The sequence below is a fragment of the Xanthomonas sp. NCPPB 901 genome (assembly GCF_056725085.1).
This window is the reverse complement of sequence record NZ_CM161511.1, coordinates 600,948-622,072: the sequence shown is the minus strand read 5'-3', so window position 1 is coordinate 622,072 and position 21,125 is coordinate 600,948. Positions and strand designations below refer to the sequence as shown.

Sequence of the window (21,125 nt, the reverse complement as noted above, 5' to 3'; positions counted from 1 at the left end):
CCTCCCCTCCGCCGGCGCGAAAGGGGAGACGGGACGGCGTCAGAACTTGCCGTAATACCCTTCTTTCAGCGCATCGAACAGGTTGGCGGCGGTGTGCATCTCGCCGTCGTATTCGATCTGTTCGTTGCCCTTGGCCTCGACCACGCTGCCGTCCTCCAGCTCGAAGCGGTAGGTGGTGTTCTCCAGGTCCGCTTCCTTGACCAGCACGCCCTGGAAGGCGGCCGGGTTGAAGCGGAACGTGGTGCAGCCCTTCAGCCCCTGCTGGTGGGCGTAGCGGTAGATGTCCTTGAACTGCGCGTAGGGATAGTCGGTGGGGACGTTGGCGGTCTTGGAGATGGAGCTGTCCACCCACTTCTGCGCGGCGGCCTGCACGTCCACGTGTTCCTTGGGGTGGATGTCGTCGGCGGCGATGAAGTAGTCCGGCAGGCGCGCGGCGGCGTCCTCGGCGAACGGCATCGCCTTGGGGTTGACCAGGTGGCGGTAGGCCAGCAGCTCGAAGGAGAACACGTCCACTTTCTCCTTGCTCTTCTTGCCCTCGCGGATCACGTTGCGGCTGTAGTGGTGGGCGAAGCTGGGCTCGATGCCGTTGGAGGCGTTGTTGGCCAGGCTCAGCGAGATGGTGCCGGTGGGGGCGATGGAGCTGTGATGGGTGAAGCGCGCGCCCACTTCGGCCAGTTCCTCGACCAGCGCCGGCGCCACCTCGGCGATGCGCTGCATGTAGCGGCTGTATTTGGCGTGCAGCAGCCGGCCCTCGATGCGCTCACCGACGCGCCAGCCGTCGCGGGCCATTTCCGGGCGCTGCCGCAGCATCGCCGCGGTGACCTCGAAGGTCTCCTGCATGATCGGCGCCGGGCCCTTCTCCTTGGCCAGCGACAGCGCGGTCTCCCAGCCGGCCACCGCCATCTCGCGGGCGATGGCTTCGGTGAACTCGCAGGACGCGGCGCTGCCGTACTTCATCCGCAGCATGGTCATGGTCGAGCCCAGGCCGAGGAAGCCCATGCCGTGGCGGCGCTTGCGCAGGATCTCGTCGCGCTGCTGCTGCAGCGGCAGGCCGTTGACCTCGACCACGTTGTCGAGCATGCGGGTGAACACCCGCACCACTTCCTTGTATTCCTCCCAGTCGAAGCGCGCGCGCTCGGTGAACGGGTCGCGCACGAAGGTGGTGAGGTTGATCGAGCCGAGCAGGCAGGCGCCGTACGGCGGCAGCGGTTGCTCGCCGCAATTGTGGGCGTGCAGACCGTTGCCGTCGAAGGTGTTGATGCCAGGGACCTGCACGTCGTAGACGTCTTCGATGCCATCGGCGGCCACCGACCGCACGGTCGCCACGAAACGCTCGCGGTTCAACTGGCGACGGTAGCCGGACAGCAGCGCCTTGAGGCGGTTGGCCTTGGCGGTGTCGGCAAAGCCCACCCGCTGGGCGAAGGCATCGAGGTTGTCGCCGCTGACCACCAGTTCGTGCTGCGCCTTGGTGGGGTAGGCACGCGTGCCGCCGTGCCCGTCGGGGAGCAACGCCGTGCCGGCGGGACGCCGGTCGCGGTAGATCTGCGAGGCGATGCCCAGCCGCAACAGCATGCGCTGCGCTGCCTCCAGCCGCGCCAGGTCTGATTGCGCCAGGCGCACGCTGACGCCCTTCTCCTGGCTGCCCTGCACCGACCCATCGGTGTCGAACAGGCCACGCAGGAAGCCGCGATGAAAATCGCTGGAGGTCTTCTCGACGGCCGGCGTGATCGCCTTGTCGCCCGGACGCAGGCCCAGCTCCAGCGCCAGATCGCGCAATGCGGCCGACTTCAGGCGGTACTCGCCACGGTCGCGCACCTCGCTCCAGCCCGCGAAGTCGGCGCGGTGAGGCAGGCTGCGCGCGCAGCGCAGGGCTTCGTCCATCAGCGCCACCGGTGCCTGCGGCGCCGCATTGACCGCGGCTGCCTGCGACCAGACCGACAACACGGCGGCTTCCTGCTTGAGCGTGCCGTCGCCCACCAGCATGCCGAGGAGGACACCTTCCTCATAGCTGCGCGCGCCGCCCCACTCCGCACCGGCACGGTGGTTGTTGAGCAGCACCCGGTCGCCTGCGACCAGTTGGTCCGCCTGGCACCATTGGGTGTCCAGCGACCAACGGGTCTGGCGCACCACGCGCCGTACGCGGTGGTCCCCGGTCAGGCGCAGCGCGTAACCTTCCTCCGTCTGCAGTCGCACCACCTGCTTGTGCGCGGTCTTGAAGAAACCCTCCGCACCGGTGGCATGGTCGCCGCCATCGACCCGCGCCAGGAACTGCGTTCCCAGCAGATCGGCGACCTGACGCGGCCCCTCCGCGGTCTGCACCCAGGTATCGGCGGTCACGCAAGGATTGGTCGCGCGGATGGTCTCGCACCACCAGTTGTTGTTCATTTCGTTGACGCGGTCGATCAGGATGAAGCCCGGCTCGGCGTAGTCGTAGGTGGAGACCATGATCATGTCCCACAGGTGGCGGGCGCGGATGTGCCCGTACACCTTGCACGCGACCAGGCCATCGTCGCGCACGATGTAGTCGGTGTGCGTGGGCCAGTCGCGCCAGACCACGGCGCTGGCGTCGGCCAGGTCGATGTCGGCCTCTTCCTTGCGGTTCACCGGGAACACCAGCGGCCAGTCGGTGTCCTGTTCCACCGCCTGCATGAAGCCGTCGGTGATCAGCAGCGACAGGTTGAACTGGCGCAGGCGCCCGTCCTCGCGCTTGGCGCGGATGAAGTCCTTCACATCCGGGTGGGACACGTCGAAGGTGCCCATCTGCGCGCCGCGACGGCCGCCGGCCGAGGACACGGTGAAGCACATCTTGTCGAAGATATCCATGAACGACATCGGCCCGGAGGTGTAGGCGCCGGCGCCGGCCACGAACGCGCCGCGCGGGCGCAGCGTGCTGAACTCGTAGCCGATGCCGCAGCCGGCCTTGAGGGTCAGCCCGGCCTCGTGGACCTTCTCCAGGATGCCGTCCATCGAGTCGGTGATGGTGCCCGAGACGGTGCAGTTGATCGTGCTGGTGGCCGGCTTGTGTTCCTGCGCGCCGGCATTGGAGGTGATGCGCCCGGCCGGGATCGCGCCGCGGCGCAGCGCCCAGGCGAAACGCTCGAACCAGTAGGCGCGCTGCTCCTCGCCGGCCTCGGCGTCGGCCAGCGCGCGGGCCACGCGCAGGTAGGTGCCGTCGATGTCGGCATCCAGCGGTTCGCCCTGCTTGGTCTTGAGCCGATACTTCTTGTCCCAGATGTCCTGCGACGCCGGCTGCATCGGGATGGGGTCGTGCTTGGATCCGGTCTGGACGACTTCCAGGCGCACCGTGCTCATTCTGCTGTGTTCTCCTCGAACCTGTCCCGATGGGGCGGATGGGTGGTCATCCGCCGTGTGTCTTGTGTGTACCGCACTTGCGCTGCACGGCAGAGACGGCCGCGGCAGCGCGCGCGGCGCCTGCCCTCGACCGTTCGATAGCCCCGAATCCGCGACCTTCCCTGTCACCGTCCCGTCATGCACCGCCCAGCGCGCCAGTGGATGTGAAATCCTGGTGAAGAAAACCCCAGTTCTAGTGCCGCACAGATGCGTTACCGCTACATGTAGTGGCTGCGGCACGCATGAACGCTAACCCCGGGCAGGCCGACTGTCAACGCCGCCGCGCGGCGCTCGGACGCGGTCGCCGCGCTGCGCACGCGGGGCGCCTGCGCGGCCTTGCGACGGTGGTGCCGGACCGCTTTCACTGGCGGTTAAACGGCGCGCGTTCATCTTGATTTACGCGCACGCGCGCCCACATGCCCCACGTCTCCCGCGTTCCCCGGAAAACCACCCATGCGACCGCTGCCCACGCTGCTGACCCTGACCGCCGCCGCTGCCTTCGGCGGTTTCGCCGCCACCGCGATCAATGCGCAACTGGACAACCGGGCCGAGGCCGCGCCGGCGGCGGCACCGCCCCTGTCCGGCGCCGCGCGCCTGCCGTCGTCGGTGGCCGGCGAGCCGCTGCCGTCGCTGGCGCCGATGCTGCAGAAGGTGATGCCGGCGGTGGTGAGCATCAACACCAAGCAGGTGGTGCGGGTGCGCAATCCGTTCTTCAACGACCCGATCCTGCGCCGGCTGTTCCCGGACATCCCGCAGGAACGGATCAACGAGTCGCTGGGCTCGGGCGTGATCATCGACGCCAAGAACGGCTATGTGCTGACCAACCACCACGTGGTGGAGAACGCCGACGACGTGCAGGTGACCCTGGCCGACGGGCGCAGCTTCAAGGCCGAGTTCATGGGCTCGGATGCGGACACCGACATCGCGCTGATCCGGATCAAGGCCGACAACCTCACCGAGATCCGCCTGGGCGACAGCGACAAGCTGCGCGTGGGCGATTTCGTCGCCGCCATCGGCAACCCGTTCGGCTTCACCCAGACCGTCACCTCCGGCATCGTCTCGGCGATGGGCCGCAACGGCATCCGCGGCCTGGGCTACCAGAACTTCATCCAGACCGACGCCTCGATCAACCCGGGCAACTCCGGCGGCGCGCTGGTGGACCTGCGCGGCGAACTGGTCGGCATCAACACCGCCAGCTTCAACCCGCAGGGCAGCATGGCCGGCAACATCGGCCTGGGCCTGGCGATCCCGTCGAACCTGGCGCGCGCGGTGGTCGACCAGTTGATCAAGAACAACGGGGTGATGATCCGCGGCACCTTCGGCATCGAGACGCAGAACCTGACCACGCAGATGGCGCAGGGCCTGGGCCTGTCGGCACCGCGCGGGGCGCTGGTGACGCGGGTGCTGGACGGGTCGGCGGCCGCGGCCGCCGGGCTGCAGCCGGGCGACGTGATCACCGGCGCCAACGGCGAGCGCCTGGACAGCGCCGAGGCGCTGCACAACTACGAGGGCCTGCAGCCGGTGGGCAGCACCGTGACCCTGGACGTGCGCCGCGACGGCAAGCCGCTGCAGCTCAAGACCACGCTCAAGGAACAGCCGCGCGCGATCAGCGGCGAGTCGCTGGACCCGCGGCTGAGCGGCGCCACCTTCACCGACCTGCCCGAATCGCTGCGCCAGTCCGGCATCTCCGGCGTGCTGATCAGCAACGTGGCGCGCGGCAGCCGCGCGGCCCGCAACGGCCTGGCCGGCGGCGACATCGTGGTGGCCGCCTCGGTCGGCGAGTTCGCCGACCTGGCCAGCTACCGCGCCAACTTCGCGCGCAAGCCGGCGCAGTTGGTGTTGCGCGTGGTGCGCGGCGGCGCGCAGGCCGACCTGGTCATGCAGTGAGCCCGGGCGCTCAGGCCAGGCGCGCGGCATAGTCGTCGCGCACGTGCTGGTTGAGATAGGTGGTAAGGCCGCGCCCGGCCGCGGCCAGGCGCTGCATCTCCAGCACCTGCAGCAAGCCCGGATGGTGGCGGTCGTAGCGGTACGTGGCGCCGTCGGCGAAGCGCAGCACGATCCAGTCCGGGCCGCTGTCGTAGGCCACCACTCCGGCGTGGCCGCCGCGGTTGCCGTAGGCATGCATCGCGATTCCTCCGGGACTTGGCCGATCGCCGGCGAGCGCCGACACTATGGCGCATCGTCCGCGGCCACGAGCTAACACCCCGTACACCCCGCCGATGGTATTGGTGTCGCCCCGTTCTGCGCAGCGTCCGCCACGGCGGACGGCAGGCCCCCAAACCCCAAAGGAGACATGCCCATGAATGCCAGCCCGACCAATACCGAGAACCTCAAGGACAACCTCAGCGAAGCCAGCGCGCACCTGAAGTCCGCGGCCAGCTATGCCGGCGAGGCGATCAAGGGCGCTGCCGGCGCCGCCGGCGAGGAACTGAAGCTGGGCAAGGCCAACGTCAAGGCCGAGCTGTCCGACAGCGCCCTGTCCGGGCTGGCGGCGGCCGAGTTCGGCGGCGCCGCGGCCAAGGAGCAGGTGGACGTGCTGCTGGACAAGGGCCGCGACCTGATCGACAGCGCCGCCGAACTGATCCGCGAGCGTCCGCTGGCCTCGTTCGGCGTGGCCTTCGCCACCGGCTGGATCATCGCCAAGCTGGCGCGCAGCGGCGGCGACAAGTAAGCCGCGCGTGAGCGAGGAGCAGGCCCGCGCCGACGGCGCCGCGGCGGACGCCGCGGCCGCACCGTCGCTGGAGGAGTCCTTCCGCGCGCTCGGCACGGCCGGCCGCGAAGGACTCAACGCCACCCTGGACACCGGTCGCGCGCTGCGCAAGCTGGTGGCCGCGGACCTGGCGCTGGCCCGCGCCGCGCTGGCGCGGGCACTGGTGTGGCTGACCGTGTCGGTGGCGTTCGGCGCCTCGGCGTGGATGCTGCTGATGGGTGCGATGATCGCCCTGCTGCAGCGCATGGGCTGGTCGTGGCTGGCGTCGATCTCGGCGACCGCGGCGTTCAGCCTGGTGGTCACCGCACTCGGCGCCTGGCAGGCGCTGCGCTACTTCGACATGAGCAAGCTCGACGCCACCCGCCGCCAACTGGCCAAGCTGGGCATCGGCGGCGACGACGAGGACGGCGACGAGGCCGTCGCCAAGCGCGAGGGCACATCATGACCCTACGACAACTGCAGCACCGCATCGCCCGCGCCGAATCGCTGCTGGAAGGACGCCAGGAGCAGGCGCGCACGCATTGGGCGACCCTGCAGCAGGTCTGGCGCGAAGGCTGGACGCCGTGGCGGATCGTGGTGGTCGGCCTGGGCACCGGCTTCCTGGTCGGGCGCGCCGAGCCGGTGGCGGTGGTCGGCAAGCTCGGCGGCGCGCGCTGGTTGCAGATGCTCAGCGCGGTGTCCAGCCTGATCACCGCCACCACGGCCAAGAGCGCGTCCAACGACGCCGAGCGCGCCTCCGACAATGCCGAGCAGGCCGCGGACAGCGCGCAGAACGCGGCCGTGGACGCCACGACTGCGCCCGCGCCGCAGTCCACCGCGACGCCCTCCGCCGGCCCCCAGCCCTGGCCGCCGACGGCCTCGCGCCCCGGGCACCCGGCCGCCGCGGAAGCGGCGACCGACCTGTCCGAGCGCTAGGGCGCCTCCGACCAGCACCCAAAGCACCCGTAGGAGCGGCTTCAGCCGCGACGGGCGTTGCCGGTAAAGCCCGTCGCGGCTGAAGCCGCTCCTACGATGGGCTCCGCGCATCCGGTTCCATTGCGGCGCCGCCGGATTGCACGCCGTGCCATGCGACTGCCGGCGCCACGCCACGCGCACGCGCCGGCCACGCGGTCTTGATACCGCCCCGGCCACGATCGGCCTACACTTCGCTTCCTTTCCGACGCCGTTCGGCGCGCGCACTGCGGCGCGCGCCGCGGCCACCGTATCGCAGGTTCGATGAGCACAGTTCCCGATCCCGCGGCCGTCGCCGACGACGCGCCGCATGGCCCCCTGCCGCCACCGCCGGCACCGCGCCCGCGCGGACCGGTCTCGCTGGTGGTGCTGGCGACGCTGGCGGTCTGCTACACGCTGTGGGCCGCGCAGGACGTGATCCTGCCGATCCTGCTCTCGGCCTTCTTCGCCCTGGTCGGCAACCCGATCCTGCGCATGCTGCAACGCCTGTACCTGCCGCGCTTTTTGGCCGCGCTGCTGGTGCTGCTGTCGGGCATGGCGGTGGCGACGACGCTGACCGTGCAACTGGCCGGGCCCGCCGCCGAGTGGGCGCAGCAGGCGCCGGCGCAGTTGCGCCACCTCGCCACCCAGGTGCGCGACCTGACCAAGCCGATGCAGCAGGCCAACCAGGCCGCGGAGAACTTCGCCCGTGCCGCCGGCGGCGAGAGCGGGCGCCGCGTACAGGTGATCCGCACGCAGATGGACGACCCGTACAGGGCGCTGGTGCGGACCCCGCGGCTGGCCGCCTCGGCGCTGGCGGTGGTGCTGCTGACGTTCTTCTTCATGGTGTTCGGCGAGAACCTGCAGCGTCATGCGATCGCGTTGCTGCCCAGCCGCCAGCAACAGAAGTTCACCACCGAGATCCTGCGCTCGATCGAACGCGAGGTCTCGCGCTACGTCCTGACCATCACCGTGATCAATACGCTGGTCGGCCTGGTCTTCGCCGGCATCCTGATCCTGCTGAAGATCGCGCCGCAGGAAGCGCTGCTGTGGGGCACGGTGGTGGCGCTGCTGAACTTCGCGCCATACGTGGGGCCGTTGATCGGCGCGGTGCTGATGCTGCTGATGGGCTTCGTCGCCTTCCGCGACCCGCTGAGCGCGGCGCTGCCGGCGATCCTGTACCTGGGGCTGCACACCCTGGAAGGCCAGGTGGTGACGCCGATCGTGCTCGGCCGGCGCATGGCGATCTCGCCGCTGATGCTGATCCTGGCGCTGATGCTGTTCGGCTGGCTGTGGGGCATGATCGGCCTGCTGCTGGCGGTACCGCTGCTGGTGTGCATCAAGATGGTGCTGGCGCGGGTGGAGGGCATGCAGCGCTGGGCGCGGTTGCTGGAGTGAGGCGGGGATTGGGGATTGGGGATTGGGGAGTCGGGATTGGAGGCGCGTCTACCGGGCCTGGCCCGCGGCAGCATCGGCGCTTGGCGTAAAATGCGCCGGTGACTTCCATGCCTTCCTTCCCCGTCCGCGCGATCACGCTGGATCTGGACGACACCTTGTGGCCGTTCGCGCCGATCGGCGCGCGCATCGAGCAGGTGCTGCACGACTGGCTGCTGCAACACAGCCCGGCCACCGCCGCGCGCTTCCCGGTCGCGGCGATGCGGCAGCTGCGCGAAGAAGTGTTCGCCGCGCATCCGCACCTGCATCACGACCTCAGCGAACTGCGCCGGCTGACCCTGCGCCGCGCGCTGCACGAGAGCGGCGCCGACCCGGCGTTGCTGGAGCCGGCGTATGCGGTATTCCATGCCGCGCGCAACCAGGTGCAGTGCTATCCGGACAGCATCGCCGCGCTGGAGCGCATCGCCGCGCGCGTGCCGGTGGTGGCGCTGAGCAACGGCAACGCCGACCTGGCCACGATCGGCTTGGACCGGCATTTCGTTTTCCAGCTCAGCGCCCGCGAACACGGCGCGGCCAAGCCGGACCCGGGCATCTTCCGTGCCGCCTGCGCGCGCCTGGGCCTGCCCTGCGCGCAGGTGCTGCACGTGGGCGACCACATCGAGATCGACGTGGTCGGCGCGATGCAGGCCGGCCTGCGCGGCTGCTGGATCAACCGCGACGCGCAGGCCTGGCATCCGCCGACCCCGCCCGACCTGCACTTCGACACCCTCACCGGCCTGGCCGACTGGCTGGACGCGACCCAGCCGGCCGCGGCGGCGCGCGCCTGATCCGCGCCCCCTCGCCCGCCGGCCTTCTCCCTCTTCCAAGGATCCGCTGATGTCCCTGCCGACCGGCTTCACCGACGCCTCCCCCCACGCGTTGCCGCTGTACGTGCTCGACCGCGAGCACCTGGCCGACTGGCGCGCGGCGCACTCGCCGGCGTGGGCGGCGTGGATGGACGCCCAGCAGTTCGTGGCCGCACCGGGCAGCGTGCTGCTGCTGCCGGGCGCCGACGGCGTGGCCGCGGCGGTCCTGGGCGTCGGCGATCGCGGCGATGCGTATGCCTACACGCATGCGCCGTTCGCGCTGCCGGCCGGCACTACCTGGCGGCTGGAGACGGCGCTGGACGCCGACGCGCTGGCGGCGCTGCACCTGGGCTGGGGCCTGGGCAGCTACCGCTTCGCCCGCTACAAGCAACCGCCGCGGCTGCCGGCGCAGTTGCTGGCCACGCCGCAGGCCGAAGTGCGCGACCTGATCGCCGCCTGCGTGCGCGTGCGCGACTGGGTCAACACGCCGACCGAGCACATGGGGCCGGAGCAACTGGAAGAGGCCGCGCGGGCGATCGCGCAGGAACACGGCGCGCAGTTCGAGAGCATCGTCGGCGACGCGCTGCTGGCGCAGAACTTCCCGGCGATCCACGCGGTCGGCCGCGCCTCGCACCGCGCGCCGCGGCTGCTGGTGCTGCGCTGGGGCGAGGAGGCGCATCCGCACGTGGCCCTGGTCGGCAAGGGCGTGTGCTTCGACACCGGTGGCCTGGACCTGAAGCCGGCCGACGGCATGCGCCACATGAAGAAGGACATGGGCGGTGCCGCGCACGCGCTGGCGCTGGCCGGGCTGGTGATGGCGCAGCGCCTGCCGCTGCGGCTGACCGTGCTGCTGCCGGCGGTGGAGAACGCGGTCGGCCCGAACGCGTTCCGCCCCGGCGAGGTCATCGCCACCCGCCAGGGCACCAGCGTGGAGATCGACAACACCGACGCCGAAGGCCGCCTGGTGCTGTGCGATGCGCTGGCCTACGCCGGCGAGCAGCGCCCCGACGCGATCCTGGATTTCGCCACCCTGACCGGCGCCGCGCGCATCGCCCTGGGCCCGGACCTGCCGGCGTTGTTCAGCAACGACGACACCCTGGCGCAGGCCTGGATCGCCGCCGGCGAGCGCACCCGCGACCCGGTCTGGCGCATGCCGCTGTGGCGCCCTTACCTGCGCTACCTCACCAGCTCGGTCGCCGACCTGGCCAACGCCGGCTCGCGCATGGCTGGGGCGGTGACCGCGGCGCTGTACCTGGAGCGCTTCGTGCCGGCGCGGCAGGCGTGGGCGCACCTGGACGTGTACGCCTGGAACGACAGCGACCGCCCCGGCCGCCCGGCGGGTGGCGAAGCGCTGGCGCTGCGCTCGGCGTATGCGATGCTCAAGGCGCGTTACGCGGGGTAAGGCGCGTTCGATGTGGCTGCGCGGCCAAGGTCGCCTAGGCTGGCGCTGGGTCGGTGGCTAGGCGATAGCCTGCGGTTCACTGCCGCGCATGCGTCTCTTGCAGGCGCCGCTTCGGCTGCGATGCCGCGGTGTGCGGGTTGGTCGGCTTCGGATGCAGTCGGGACTGAAGTCCCTCCCACAGTGCACCCGCCACGCCGATCGTGCCCTTGTGGGAATGGCTCAGCCGCGACGCATGGTGCTGTGAGCATTGGTCAACTTCGGATGCCATCGGGACTGAAGTCCCTTCCACAGTGCATCCGCCATGCCGATCGTACCCTTGTGGGAACGCCTCAGCCGCGATGCGAGGTGGCGTAGACATTGGTCGGCTTCGGACGCCGTCGGGACTGAAGTCCCTCCCACAGTGCACCCGCCATGCCGATCGTGCCCTTGTGGGAACGGCTTCAGCCGCGATGCGTGGTGCTGTGAGCATTGGTCAACTCCGGGCGCAGTCGAGACTGAAGTCCCTTCCACAGTGCGCCCGCCACGCCGATCGTGCCCTTGTGGGAACGCCTCAGCCGCGACGCGCGTTACTGTGAGCCTTGGTCGACTTCGGACGCCGTCGGGACTGAAGTCCCTCCCACAGTGCTTCCGTCGCGCAGACCTCGCCCTTGTGGGAGCGGCTTCAGCCGCGACGCGCGGTAGTGGGAGTACTGCTGTCTTCGGACACCGTCGGGACTGAAGTCGCCCTCACGCAGCACCGCCACATCGGTCGTGGGCGTGTGGGGACACGACGAGGGGAAACCGCTGTTGCGATTCCCCAATCCCCATTCCCCAATCCCCGCTTCACCCCGCCAGTGCCTGCAGCGAATCGCGTTCGATGCCGGCGTAGATGGCGAATTCGTCGTGCACCGTCGCGCCCAGCGCCTGCTCGAACGCGGCGCGGTTGGCATGGGCGGCGTAGGCGCGCTGTTCGCCGCCGCCGAGGTTGGACTGGAAGATGCCCGCGGCGCTGACCGGGAGGAAATCCTCGTAGACGATCGGGTCGGCACTGGCCAGGCCGTCGGCGATCAGCGCTTCGGCCGGCTTGCCGGCCAGGGCGGCGGCGCCGGCGGCGCGGCCGGCGTCGGTCAGCGCGTAGCGGAAATAGCCCAGGCCCTCGCGGCGCAGGGTGGCGTAGTCGTCGGGGAAATCGGCGAACACGGCTTGCAGGCGGGTGCCGTAGTCGGCGCCGGCGCTGCCCTCGGCCGCGCGTGCGCGCTCCAGCAGCGCGTCGTACAGCGCGCGGCCCTTCGGCGTCAGGGCCAGGCCGCGCTGTTCGATCTCGCCGAACCGGGCGGTGTGGGTGCCGGCCTCGGCGCCGTCCGCGCCCGCGGGGAAGCGCACGGTTTCTTCCAGCGCCTTGAAGCTGGTCTGGCGCAACAGGATCGGGCAGGCGCGGCGCGGCGGGCCTTCGATCACCGCCTTGGCGTCGATCCCACGGCGCAGCATCTCCGCCTGCGCCGCGTCGATGTCCAGGGTGCGCGGAGTCAGGTGGTTGATGTGCGGGCCATGGAAGCTGACCACGTCGGCGATCAGCTTGTGCGCCGCGCTCAGCGCGCGGTAGGTCGGCAGGCTCACGGTGGCGTCGCTGTGCCAGCGGAAGGTCTCCAACGCCTCGGCGACGAAGCGCTGCGCATCGGCATCGCCCAGGCCGCCGTCGCGTTCGCATTGCGCGATCAGTGCGAGCGCGCCGTCGGTGAAGATGCGGCGCTTGGCGAGGATCTGCGCGGCCTGCTCGCGCAGCGCCGGGTCCTCGATCAGCTCCAGCCGCAGCAGCGAGGTGAACACGCGGAACGGATTGCGCGCCAGCGCCGCCGCATCCAGCGGGCGGAACGCGGTGGAATGCACCGGCACGCCGGCCACCGACAGGTCGTAATAGCCCACCGGCGCCATGCCCATCACCGCGAACAGGCGGCGCAGGGTCGCCAGTTCCTCGGCGGTGCCGACGCGGATCGCGCCATGCCGCTCCTGGTCCAGCCGCGCGCGTTCGTCGTTGCGCTGCAGTTGCGCGTCCAACGCCGGGTCCGCGGCCAGGGTCTGCGCGTTGACCTGCGCCACCAGTTCCATCAGCGTGCCGTACAGCGGCACCTCGGTGCGGTACATGTCGGACATGGCCTGCGCGAACAGGCTGCGGATAGCGTCGGGCGAAACGAAGGCGTTGGTCATCGGGCGGTCCGGAGCGGCAGTGGCGCCGGCGGCAGGACCGGCAGAACGCCTATTCTCGCGCCGCGGCGGCGGCGCGGCCAGTGCGTGGAAATGGCGGCAGCGCGTGCCGGTGCGGTGGGGAGAGTTAGGCCGCCGGTGTTTGTGTCGGCGCAGTTCGTCGGACGGGCGAAAGGCAATTTGGGAATGAGGATTGCGAGTGCGCTGCGCGCCCCGACCCTCACCCCACCCCCTCTCCCGGGGGGAGAGGGGCTAGGTGCCTACTGCGGGCGCGCGGTTCCGTCCTGCGGTTGGGCCGCGGCCCGGTCGCGTGCGGCGCGGTCGCCCAGTTGCCGGCGCAGCAGGGCGTCCAGCACGATCGGCCGATCCCAGTGGTCGTAGCTGGCGACGATGGCATGGCGCAGCGCACGGTAGGCCAGCGAGCCGGGCGGCGCATCCAGTTCCTTCGCCACCGTCGCCCAGCCGGCCGACACGCCGGCGGCCGTGCGGGCACGCACCACGTCGCGGTAGGACCGCCCCGCCGCCTTGGCCAGGAATGCGGCGACATACACGTCGCGCGGCGGCCAATGCCGCTCGCGCAGCAGGACTTCGGCATAGCCGCGCGGCATCTGCGCGTAGCGCACGACCTCGTCGAGGAAGCTGTCGGGGTAGCGCGCGGCGTAGCGGTCGATGTCGAGCAACTGACGATCGATCCAGGCATCGTCGGTGCCAGGGTCCTCGACCGGTGCCGCGTCCACCGCCTCGGCGGCAGGTGCACGTGCGGGCGTCACGGCGCCCTGCGCGCCAGCCGGGCCGGCAGCGCACAGCGCGGCGGACAGAAACAGACCGGCAGAAGACGGATGCAGGCGCATGGGGCGATTCTGCCGGAGGCGACGGGCGCTGTCAGCGCGCGTGGGAGCAGACCTGCCGGTGGATGCGCACCGCTGCCGGGCGCGGCAGTCGCTCAGCCGTGCTGCAGGCGCGCCGCATGCCGGTTGAGATCCGCCACCGCCTGCGGCCAATCCGCCGCCGCGGCCACTTCGCGCAGGCGCGGTTCGTCGGCCGACAGCCCATGCTCGGCCTCGTGCGCCCAGGTGGTGGTGTACGGGGTGTGGATGCCCCAGCCGCCGAGCGCGATCACCGGCTCCACGTCGGAGCGTAGCGAGTTGCCGATCATCACGAAGCGCTCGGCGCCGATGCCGAATTCGGACAGCACCCTGGCGTAGGTCTTCGGATCCTTTTCCGAGACCACCTCGATGCGCGGGAACAGATCGCCCAGGCCCGACAGTTCGATCTTGGCTTCCTGGTGGAACAGGTCGCCCTTGGTGATCAGCACGACCTCGAACTCGGCGGCGATCGCCGCCACCGCCTCGCGCACGCCGGCGATCACTTCCACCGGATGCTGCAGCGTGCTGCGGCCGATCTCGACGATGCGCCCGATGTCGCGCGCGGAAATGCGCGCCTCGGTCAGCTCGATCGCCGCCTCGATCATCGACAGGGTCATGCCCTTCACGCCGTAGCCGAACACCGCCAGGTTGCGGCGTTCGACCGCCAGCAGATGCTGCAGGGTGCGGGCGTCGTGCAGGTCCAGGTACTGGCCGAGGATGGCTTCGAACGCGGCCTCGGCATCGCGGTAGTAGTCCTCGCTCTTCCAGAGCGTGTCGTCGCCGTCGAAGCCGACCAGGGCGATGGGAGAGGGGCGCAGCGCAGTGGGTGTTGGCATCGGCCAAGCATAGCAGCGGGCCCCTGCGGGCTGACGACACGTGGCGTCGCCACCTTAGAACGCACGACGGCAGCCAAAGGCCGCCGTCGTGGTGAAGCGTCTGCCCGCACCCGCGCCGCGGCGGGTGCGCATGGGATTCGGTCCCGGCGAGGCGGCACGCGGCCTCGCCGCCGCGCGGCCGCCGATGCCGGAACCGCTCCCGTTACTGGTCGCCGTTGCTGTCGCTGCCGGTCGCCGCGCCGCCCTGCTGCTTGGCGACGTAGGCCTTGTACTCGTCCGGGGTCAGCTTGCCGTTATGGTCGGCATCGGCCTGGGCAAAGATCTGGCTGAGGCCGGCGTTGACCTGCGCCTCCTGCTTGCTGATGGCGCCGTCCTTGTCGGCGTCCACATCGGCCCAGGTCTGGCCGCCGCCCGACGCCGCGCCAGCCTGTCCGCTCTGGCCGGTGGCGCTGGTGGACGACTGCGTCTGCGCCTGCGCGGCGGCGTCGGCCTGCGCGTCCTGGGCGAACGCCGGCAGGGCCAGCGCGGCGGCGAGCAGGGCGGCGGTACCGATCAGCGGGGTGCGGTTGCGAATGTTCATGGGTGGATTCTCCTTGGCTCTCTCGGTGTGGCATGTCCGGTCGATTCCGGAACACAGCGCTACCGTGCCGGTCTCAGACTGAATCCATTCCCTGTCGAAAAAAGCCGCAAAACGGATCGTTAACCACCGCGTCGGCGCAGCACGCTACCGCGCTGGTTAGGGATCGGTGAGGGCGCGGTAAGGCGTCCATTCGAGACGTTTGGATTGCAGAAAGAAAACGTCTGTTTCAGCGTGTTTCGTGACCGCCGTCGCCAGCGTTTTCGCTTGAACGCCCCCTGAATACGACCCAGGCCAGGGCCACGCCGCACAGCGCGCCGGCCACTTCCAGCACCACCCGGGAGCCCAGTTCGTCCGGATCGTGGATGCTGGCCAGCGCGATGCGTGCGTACAGCGGCGACTCCAGGCGCACGATGCTGGTGTAGAACAGGTTCCAGCAGTCGATGCCGGCCGACGCCGCCACCGCGATCAGGCACGCGCCGCCCAGTTGCTGGCCCTCCGTCCAGCCCAGCCGCCGGCCCAGCCACTGCCACAGCGCATACACCAGGAAACCGACCGCCAATGCGATCAGCCCGGCTTCCAGCGAGCCCAGCAGGCCGAAGTGCAGCGGCAGGTTCATCGGGTGTCCTCGGTCGGCAAGGCCGCAAGTCTAGAGGGTGTCGCGCATCGGCGTACGACGCGGCGCGCGCAGCGGCATCCGAACGCGCCGCGCCGGCGCGCGGATCAACTGGCGTTTTCGGCGATCGCGCTCACCACCGGCGCGCCGTCCTCGTCCCAGCGCACCGTCATCAGCATCGGCTTGCAGCACACCTGGCAGTCCTCCACGTACTGCTGCACGTCCACCGACGGATCCAGCGCGACATCGATCCATTCGCCGCAGTAAGGACATGGCAGGTCGACGAACTGGTGGGTACCGGTCATGCGGGTTCCGTGGCGGTGATCGCGAACCGCTAGCGCACCGGCACGTCGAAGGCGACGTCGGGGCTGGGCTCGGGCTGGAAGGTGTAGTGCCACCATTCCATCGGGTAGTTGACGAAGCCGCGCGCGGCCATCGCCTTCAGCAGTTGCTGGCGGTGCGCGCGCTGGGTGGCGTCGATGCCCGGGGTGTCGGTGTGCGCGCTCGGGTCGAAGAAGTCGAAGCCGGTGCCCATGTCCAGCGCACGGCAGGGGCCCTGGCGGCAGTCCAGCACGCCCAGGTCGACAGTGGCGCCGCGGCTGTGGCCGGAGCGTTCGGCGATGTAGTCGCCGAGCAGCACGCCTTTGTCCAGGTTCGGGTAATAGCGCGCCTTGGCCAGCTGATCCTGCGGATCGCGCGCCCAGGCGACGAAAGCGCGGACCGAACGCTGCGGCCGGTAGCAGTCGAACACCTGCAGGCGGTAGCCCTTGGCCTGCAGGTCGCGCTGCACCTGCGCCAAGGCCTTAGCAGCCGGCGCCAGCAGATAGCACTTGGGCGCGTCGTAGCCCGGCACCGGACGTCCGGTGAAGTTGTCGTGGCCGGCGTAACGGATGTCCATCGCGATGTCCGGCGCCAGCGCATGCACGTCGACCAGTCCCGCCTGCGCCGGCGTGGTGGCCGGCGAGGTGGTCGGTTCCCCAGCGAACGTGGCGGGCGCGACGGCGAACGCGAACGCCAGGCCCAGCGCCCGCAGCGCGCCGTGCCGGCGCCAGGGGCGCGACGGACAGCGGCAGCGGAAGCGGTGGGCATGCGGCATCTGCGCAGCATAGGCCATGGCCGCCGCCGCTGTCCTGCACCACCGCCCCGCCTGTGCTGCGCGATCTGCGGAGCGCGCCGCACGGTGGCCACCGGCGCGCGCCGATGGCCGCCCTGCGCGGCGCGCGTCAGCGCCCGGGCACCTGCGCCTGGGTTTGAGTGCGCTGCGGGTCCTGCACCTGCCGTTCCTGGGCCTGGCGCTGGGTCTCGGCCGCCAGTTGCTGCTGGCTCTGCTCCAGCGGCACGGTCGCCGCCTGCTGGCGATCGACATAGGCGCGATGCACGTCGTGCGCGTTCTCCGGATTGCGCTGCACCGCGATCATGCCGCGGCCATCGGTGCTGGCGACCAGGTCGTCGATGCGCGACATGCCGCTGACCTTGGCCTCGAACGCCAACTGCCCGGCCGCGCGCTGCATGGCCTCGCGGTCGCCGTAGCCACCGTGGCGCCCCTGCTTTTCCAGCTGCGCGACCGCCTGGTCGAACAGCGGGTTGTCGCGCCGCAGCTGCTCCACGCCCTGCTGCCGCTGCACGCTGCGCTCGATCGCGGCCAGCGTCTCCGGGCCGGCCTTGCCGTCCACGCCCTTCAGGTGCTGGTCGCGCTGGTACTTCTCCACCGCCGCTTCGGTCTTGGGGCCGTAGGTGCCGATCGCATCCTTGGCGTCCAGGTAGCCGAGCGTGGCCAGCTTCTCCTGCAGGCCCTGCACCGCCTCGCCCTGCGCATTGCGCGCCAGCACGCCGCCGTGCGCGGCCGGCGCGCGATGGCCGTCGTGCGGCTTCGGTGCCGTGTGCGCGTCGCGCGACTCGCCCGGCTTGGCGACGGTCTTGCCGAGGTCGGCCAGCTTGAGCAGGTCGGCCTTCTCGTTCTCGGCGCGGTGCTGCAGCGAATCCAGGGTCTTCTGCTGGTGCACGCGCGGGAACAGCTCCTTGACGTGCTCGGCCTTGTAGTCCTGCACCGCGCTGACGATCTCCTTGTCGGAAATCTTCGACAGGTCGGCCTGCTTGCCGAACTTCTCTTCCATCGCGCGCAGGAACACGCCGGACCCGCCCGGCTTCCTGTCGCTGCCGGGGCCGTACTGGACCGCGGTGCTCCACATCGCATCCTGCACCGCCGGGCCGCGGTCGGACAGGTCCAGGCCCTTGTCCTTGAGCCGGTCGACCAGTTTGTCGAAGTGGGTGCGCTTGATGTAGTCGTGCTGTTCCTGGCCGAAGCCGGGGTCGGTCCTGGCCAGCTCCTTCCACTTGGCGCTGAACGCGTCCGAGCCCGGCTTGAGGCCGGCGAAGTCGTCGCTGTACTTGCTGTCCCGGACGAACGCGGCGACGGTGCCGCCGTTGATGACCTTGCCCTCACGGGTGGTCGTCTGCGAGGTCATCTGATACGAGCCGTAGGACACGCCGCCCGGGTCGTCGACGCCGGAGGACACGGTCGACGCGCCGCGGCCGCCGGTCTCGTAGTGCTTGGAGGTCTGGCCCAGTTCCCAATCCTTGTCGCTCATCGCAATCTCCTTGGCTGGACGCGCGGCGTGGAAGGCGCCGTGCGTCGGGGTTCACTGCACAGGTGCAATCAGTGCGCTTCGAGTTCGTCGGCGCGGCGTGCGGTCATTTCCAGCCTGCATTCGGCCGCATCCACACGCTCGGCCTGGCCGCCGTCCGGATCGGCGACGCACTTCTCGTCGCGCTCGGCGATCCACTGCCGCTGCCGCTCGCGCAACGCGTGCTGCTCGCTCTCGCCGAGCTTGGCCATCGCCGCCTTGTAGGCGGTGTTGAGGCGCTGGTCCTGGTAGGCGTGTTCGTCGGAAATGCAGTCCAGCATCGCCGGGGTGGCGCCGCCGGCGGCGGTGATGCAGGTGTCGTAGGACGGTCGCAGCACGGGGGAATCTCCTGAAGCGGGGGAAGGGCTGGGCGTCGCTGGCGCGGCGGCCGGCGTGGCGGCGCCCGCATCGGCCTGGGTGCCGGCAGCGGGCGTGGCGGCGGGCGCCGCGGCGGCCGAAGCCGGAGCGGCCGGTGCCTGGGCCTGGCTGGGCGTGGAAGACGGCGCACTGCACGCGGCAGTGGCCACGCACAACAGCAGCAGGGAAGAGCCTTGGAAAGCCTTGGCGATGGCCATGGTCGGGTTGCGTCCTTGTCGTTTGCGCAAGCGGAAGAGCGAGGTTCTAAGCGATCGTTGCGTTCGCTGTCCATCGCGCGCCGCGATGGCGGGTGATCGTGTTTGGCCGGCGTTGGGCAATGTCGCGTCGGCGCATACGTGGCAATGGCCGCCGCCATCGCCACGCACGACCGCCACCGCGCGACATGCACGATGGCGGCCGTTGCCGGAAACACCGATCAGCGCGGCGACGGGGTCCTTTCGCGCTGCGGGTCCGGCTGCTGCGGTTGTTCCTGCGCCTGCCGCTGGGTTTCGGCGGCCAGTTGCTGCTGGCTGCGCTCCAGCGGCACCGACGCGGCCTGCTGCCGGTCCACGTAGGCACGATTGACGTCGTGCGGATTGTCGGGATTGCGCTGCACCGCGATCAGGCCGCGACGGTCGCCGCTGAGCACCAGATCGTCGATGCGCTGCATGCCGCTCACCTTGGCCTCGAACGCGATCTGGCCGGCGGCGCGCTGCATCTCCTCGGCGCTCTTGAAGCCGCCGTTGGGCCCCTGCTTCTGCAGGTGGTCCATGGCCTGCTTGTACAGCGGGTTGTCGGCCGGCGCCGGTTGCCTGGCGATCGCCTCGAGCGTGGCCTTGTCGGCGATGCCGGTCGGCGCCAGGCCCTTCTCGCGCTGCAGGTTGGCGACCACCTGCTGGGTGCGCTCGCCGTAGTAGCCGGTGCCGCTGAGCAGCTTGCCCTGGTCATCCTTGACGCCCAGTTCGATCAGCCGTTGCTGCATCGCCTTGACGTCGGCGCCCTGCTCGCCCGGCTTCAGCGCCGTGCGCGGCTCCTGCGTGCCCTGGCTCTGCGCCTGGGTCTGCTGGCGGTCCTGCAGCAGGTCGCGGGCCTTGGCCAGCGGATCGGAGGCGAACAGCTTGGCGTTCTGGTGCGTGGCCAGGTAGTCGTCCAGCGGCATGGTGTTGACGCCCTTACTGCCGGTGGACTGGCTGACCAGCAGCTCGCCGCTCTTGGGATCGCGCACGACCATCATGATGTGGTCGATGCCCTTCCAGTGCTCGTGCGCGGTCTTGCCCGAATCCACGCCGATGACCATGCCTTCCTTCAGCGCGCCGGGCTTGAACACGTCCTTGCCCTGCAGCAGCACGCCGGAGCTGTCGAAGGCCTTCTTGACGATCTCGCCGGAGCCGACCATGCCCTGCGCCAACATGTCCTTCTGGGTGAACACGTCGCGACCGGCCTTGCGGTTGATCTCGTTCATCGTCGCGTTCTGCAGCTCGGTCACCCAGCCGGAACAGTCGATGTAGCCCTGCGACAGGTGCTTGCCGTCGACCCCGGGGTGGTAGTACTTGCTGCTCCTGACGTTGATCGCGTACTTCACGTCGTCGTGTTTGATGCCCAGGTCATACGCGGCGGTCAGCGCGATGCCGTCGTGGCCGCCCTGCCTGCCGCCTGCGTGCGTCGGCGCGCGCGCCGGCGCGGCCTGGCCCTCGGCGCGCGGCTTGATGCCCTTTTCCGGGATCGCGATGTGGTCGTACTTGGCGTCCCAGTACTTCACGAAGGCCTTGGCCATGTCGTGGTCGGACAGCGTCTTGAAGTCGCCCAGCGAGGTGCCGGTATAGGCCTGGAACTGGCGCGCGCCCTGCGCGTCCTTTTCGCCGGGGACGTTGTTGAGAATGTTGGCGCGAGTGCCCTTCAGCACGAAGTGGCCGGTGGCGATGGCGGCCTGGATGGAGCGGTAGCCGCCGGCGCCCTGCTGGTGCGCCATGTACATGTCCAGGCCGTCGGGCTGCGCCTTGCCGGACAGGTAGCCGCGGCCATCGCGCTCGTGCTGGCGGGTCAGGCTGTTGCGGTTGTCCTGGTACATGCGCGCGGCGGCATCGGTGTTGGCCACCGCGTCGAGTTCGCGGCCGCGGATGCCGTAGGCGCTGGCGGCGCCGGGGGTGAACTGGAACAGCCCCTTGGCGCTGTTGGGACCACGGCTGGCCTGCTCGTCGAAGCGGCCGCCGGTTTCGATGTAGGCGAAGCGCAGGAAATCGTCGACCGGAATCTGCCGCTGCCTGGCTTCCCGCTCGATGATGTCGAGATTCTCTGCCTTGGTGGTATCACGTGCCATCTCGTGTAACTCCTTGAGGTTGAGGTACGGCCATCGCGGCCGCCTGGGTCAACCGAGCTCGTCCATGAGCTTGTTAGTGCGCGGTCAACAGAACGATTGCGTACTGCGGAACATCCGG

General features: G+C 70.2%; 19 protein-coding genes. 7 read left to right on the top strand and 12 right to left on the bottom strand.

Annotated elements, in window-relative coordinates:
* Nucleotides 1-39: 39 nt before the first annotated feature.
* Complete coding sequence (locus tag AC1PME_RS02625; RefSeq protein ID WP_481097208.1) at nucleotides 40-3,312, bottom strand: LAGLIDADG family homing endonuclease; 3,273 nt, start codon at nucleotides 3,310-3,312, stop codon at nucleotides 40-42.
* A gap of 492 nt (nucleotides 3,313-3,804) precedes the next feature.
* On the opposite strand from AC1PME_RS02625, the gene AC1PME_RS02620 reads away from it, so the two are divergent.
* Nucleotides 3,805-5,238 carry a Do family serine endopeptidase gene (locus tag AC1PME_RS02620; RefSeq protein ID WP_307548225.1) on the top strand — a complete coding sequence of 478 codons (1,434 nt, stop codon included), beginning with the start codon at nucleotides 3,805-3,807 and terminating at the stop codon, nucleotides 5,236-5,238.
* A gap of 10 nt (nucleotides 5,239-5,248) precedes the next feature.
* On the opposite strand, the gene AC1PME_RS02615 is transcribed toward AC1PME_RS02620, so the two are convergent.
* Entirely contained in the window at nucleotides 5,249-5,476 is a 228-nt protein-coding gene (locus AC1PME_RS02615) for a hypothetical protein (RefSeq protein ID WP_254460142.1), read from the bottom strand.
* 174 nt (nucleotides 5,477-5,650) lie between these two features.
* Here AC1PME_RS02615 and AC1PME_RS02610 point away from each other — a divergent pair, with 174 nt between their 5' ends.
* From AC1PME_RS02610 to AC1PME_RS02585, 6 genes are all read left to right on the top strand, one after another.
* A complete protein-coding gene (locus tag AC1PME_RS02610; protein WP_481097207.1) occupies nucleotides 5,651-6,022 on the top strand; it encodes a hypothetical protein in 372 nt (123 codons plus the stop codon).
* Nucleotides 6,023-6,029: 7 nt separating this feature from the next.
* On the top strand, nucleotides 6,030-6,506 hold the full coding sequence (locus AC1PME_RS02605) for a phage holin family protein (protein ID WP_254460141.1): 477 nt from the start codon (nucleotides 6,030-6,032) through the stop codon (nucleotides 6,504-6,506).
* Complete coding sequence (locus AC1PME_RS02600) at nucleotides 6,503-6,976, top strand: hypothetical protein (RefSeq protein ID WP_481097206.1); 474 nt, start codon at nucleotides 6,503-6,505, stop codon at nucleotides 6,974-6,976. The genes AC1PME_RS02605 and AC1PME_RS02600 overlap by 4 nt, the downstream gene beginning before the upstream one ends.
* Nucleotides 6,977-7,276: 300 nt before the next feature.
* Nucleotides 7,277-8,389, top strand: a complete 1,113-nt coding sequence (locus AC1PME_RS02595; RefSeq protein WP_307548218.1) for an AI-2E family transporter — start codon at nucleotides 7,277-7,279, stop codon at nucleotides 8,387-8,389.
* A gap of 107 nt (nucleotides 8,390-8,496) precedes the next feature.
* Nucleotides 8,497-9,213 (top strand): HAD family hydrolase, encoded by a 717-nt coding sequence (locus AC1PME_RS02590; protein WP_254460138.1) that lies wholly within the window; start codon nucleotides 8,497-8,499, stop codon nucleotides 9,211-9,213.
* Nucleotides 9,214-9,262: 49 nt separating this feature from the next.
* Entirely contained in the window at nucleotides 9,263-10,633 is a 1,371-nt protein-coding gene (locus tag AC1PME_RS02585) for a leucyl aminopeptidase family protein (RefSeq protein ID WP_481097205.1), read from the top strand.
* Between the two features lie 822 nt (nucleotides 10,634-11,455).
* On the opposite strand, the gene hglS is transcribed toward AC1PME_RS02585, so the two are convergent.
* From hglS to AC1PME_RS02535, 10 genes are all read right to left on the bottom strand, one after another.
* Nucleotides 11,456-12,817, bottom strand: coding sequence for a 2-oxoadipate dioxygenase/decarboxylase HglS (gene hglS, locus AC1PME_RS02580; RefSeq protein WP_481097204.1), 1,362 nt, complete (start codon nucleotides 12,815-12,817; stop codon nucleotides 11,456-11,458).
* A 257-nt stretch (nucleotides 12,818-13,074) separates the two neighbouring features.
* The gene (locus tag AC1PME_RS02575; protein WP_481097203.1) at nucleotides 13,075-13,665 is read right to left on the bottom strand and encodes a hypothetical protein; all 591 of its coding nucleotides are present in this window, start codon (nucleotides 13,663-13,665) and stop codon (nucleotides 13,075-13,077) included.
* Nucleotides 13,666-13,757: 92 nt separating this feature from the next.
* A complete protein-coding gene (locus AC1PME_RS02570; protein ID WP_254460133.1) occupies nucleotides 13,758-14,516 on the bottom strand; it encodes an HAD family hydrolase in 759 nt (252 codons plus the stop codon).
* A 202-nt stretch (nucleotides 14,517-14,718) separates the two neighbouring features.
* Nucleotides 14,719-15,096, bottom strand: a complete 378-nt coding sequence (locus AC1PME_RS02565; RefSeq protein WP_254460132.1) for an EF-hand domain-containing protein — start codon at nucleotides 15,094-15,096, stop codon at nucleotides 14,719-14,721.
* Between the two features lie 226 nt (nucleotides 15,097-15,322).
* On the bottom strand, nucleotides 15,323-15,712 hold the full coding sequence (locus tag AC1PME_RS02560) for a hypothetical protein (protein WP_307548206.1): 390 nt from the start codon (nucleotides 15,710-15,712) through the stop codon (nucleotides 15,323-15,325).
* A gap of 104 nt (nucleotides 15,713-15,816) precedes the next feature.
* Nucleotides 15,817-16,014 carry a CPXCG motif-containing cysteine-rich protein gene (locus AC1PME_RS02555; protein WP_254460130.1) on the bottom strand — a complete coding sequence of 66 codons (198 nt, stop codon included), beginning with the start codon at nucleotides 16,012-16,014 and terminating at the stop codon, nucleotides 15,817-15,819.
* Nucleotides 16,015-16,043: 29 nt separating this feature from the next.
* Nucleotides 16,044-16,733 carry a M15 family metallopeptidase gene (locus AC1PME_RS02550; protein WP_481098056.1) on the bottom strand — a complete coding sequence of 230 codons (690 nt, stop codon included), beginning with the start codon at nucleotides 16,731-16,733 and terminating at the stop codon, nucleotides 16,044-16,046.
* Nucleotides 16,734-16,932: 199 nt separating this feature from the next.
* Nucleotides 16,933-18,297, bottom strand: a complete 1,365-nt coding sequence (locus AC1PME_RS02545) for a VgrG-related protein (protein ID WP_481097202.1) — start codon at nucleotides 18,295-18,297, stop codon at nucleotides 16,933-16,935.
* A gap of 68 nt (nucleotides 18,298-18,365) precedes the next feature.
* The gene (locus AC1PME_RS02540; protein WP_481097201.1) at nucleotides 18,366-18,908 is read right to left on the bottom strand and encodes a lysozyme inhibitor LprI family protein; all 543 of its coding nucleotides are present in this window, start codon (nucleotides 18,906-18,908) and stop codon (nucleotides 18,366-18,368) included.
* 218 nt (nucleotides 18,909-19,126) lie between these two features.
* Entirely contained in the window at nucleotides 19,127-21,007 is a 1,881-nt protein-coding gene (locus AC1PME_RS02535) for an XVIPCD domain-containing protein (RefSeq protein ID WP_481097200.1), read from the bottom strand.
* Nucleotides 21,008-21,125 lie beyond the last annotated feature (118 nt).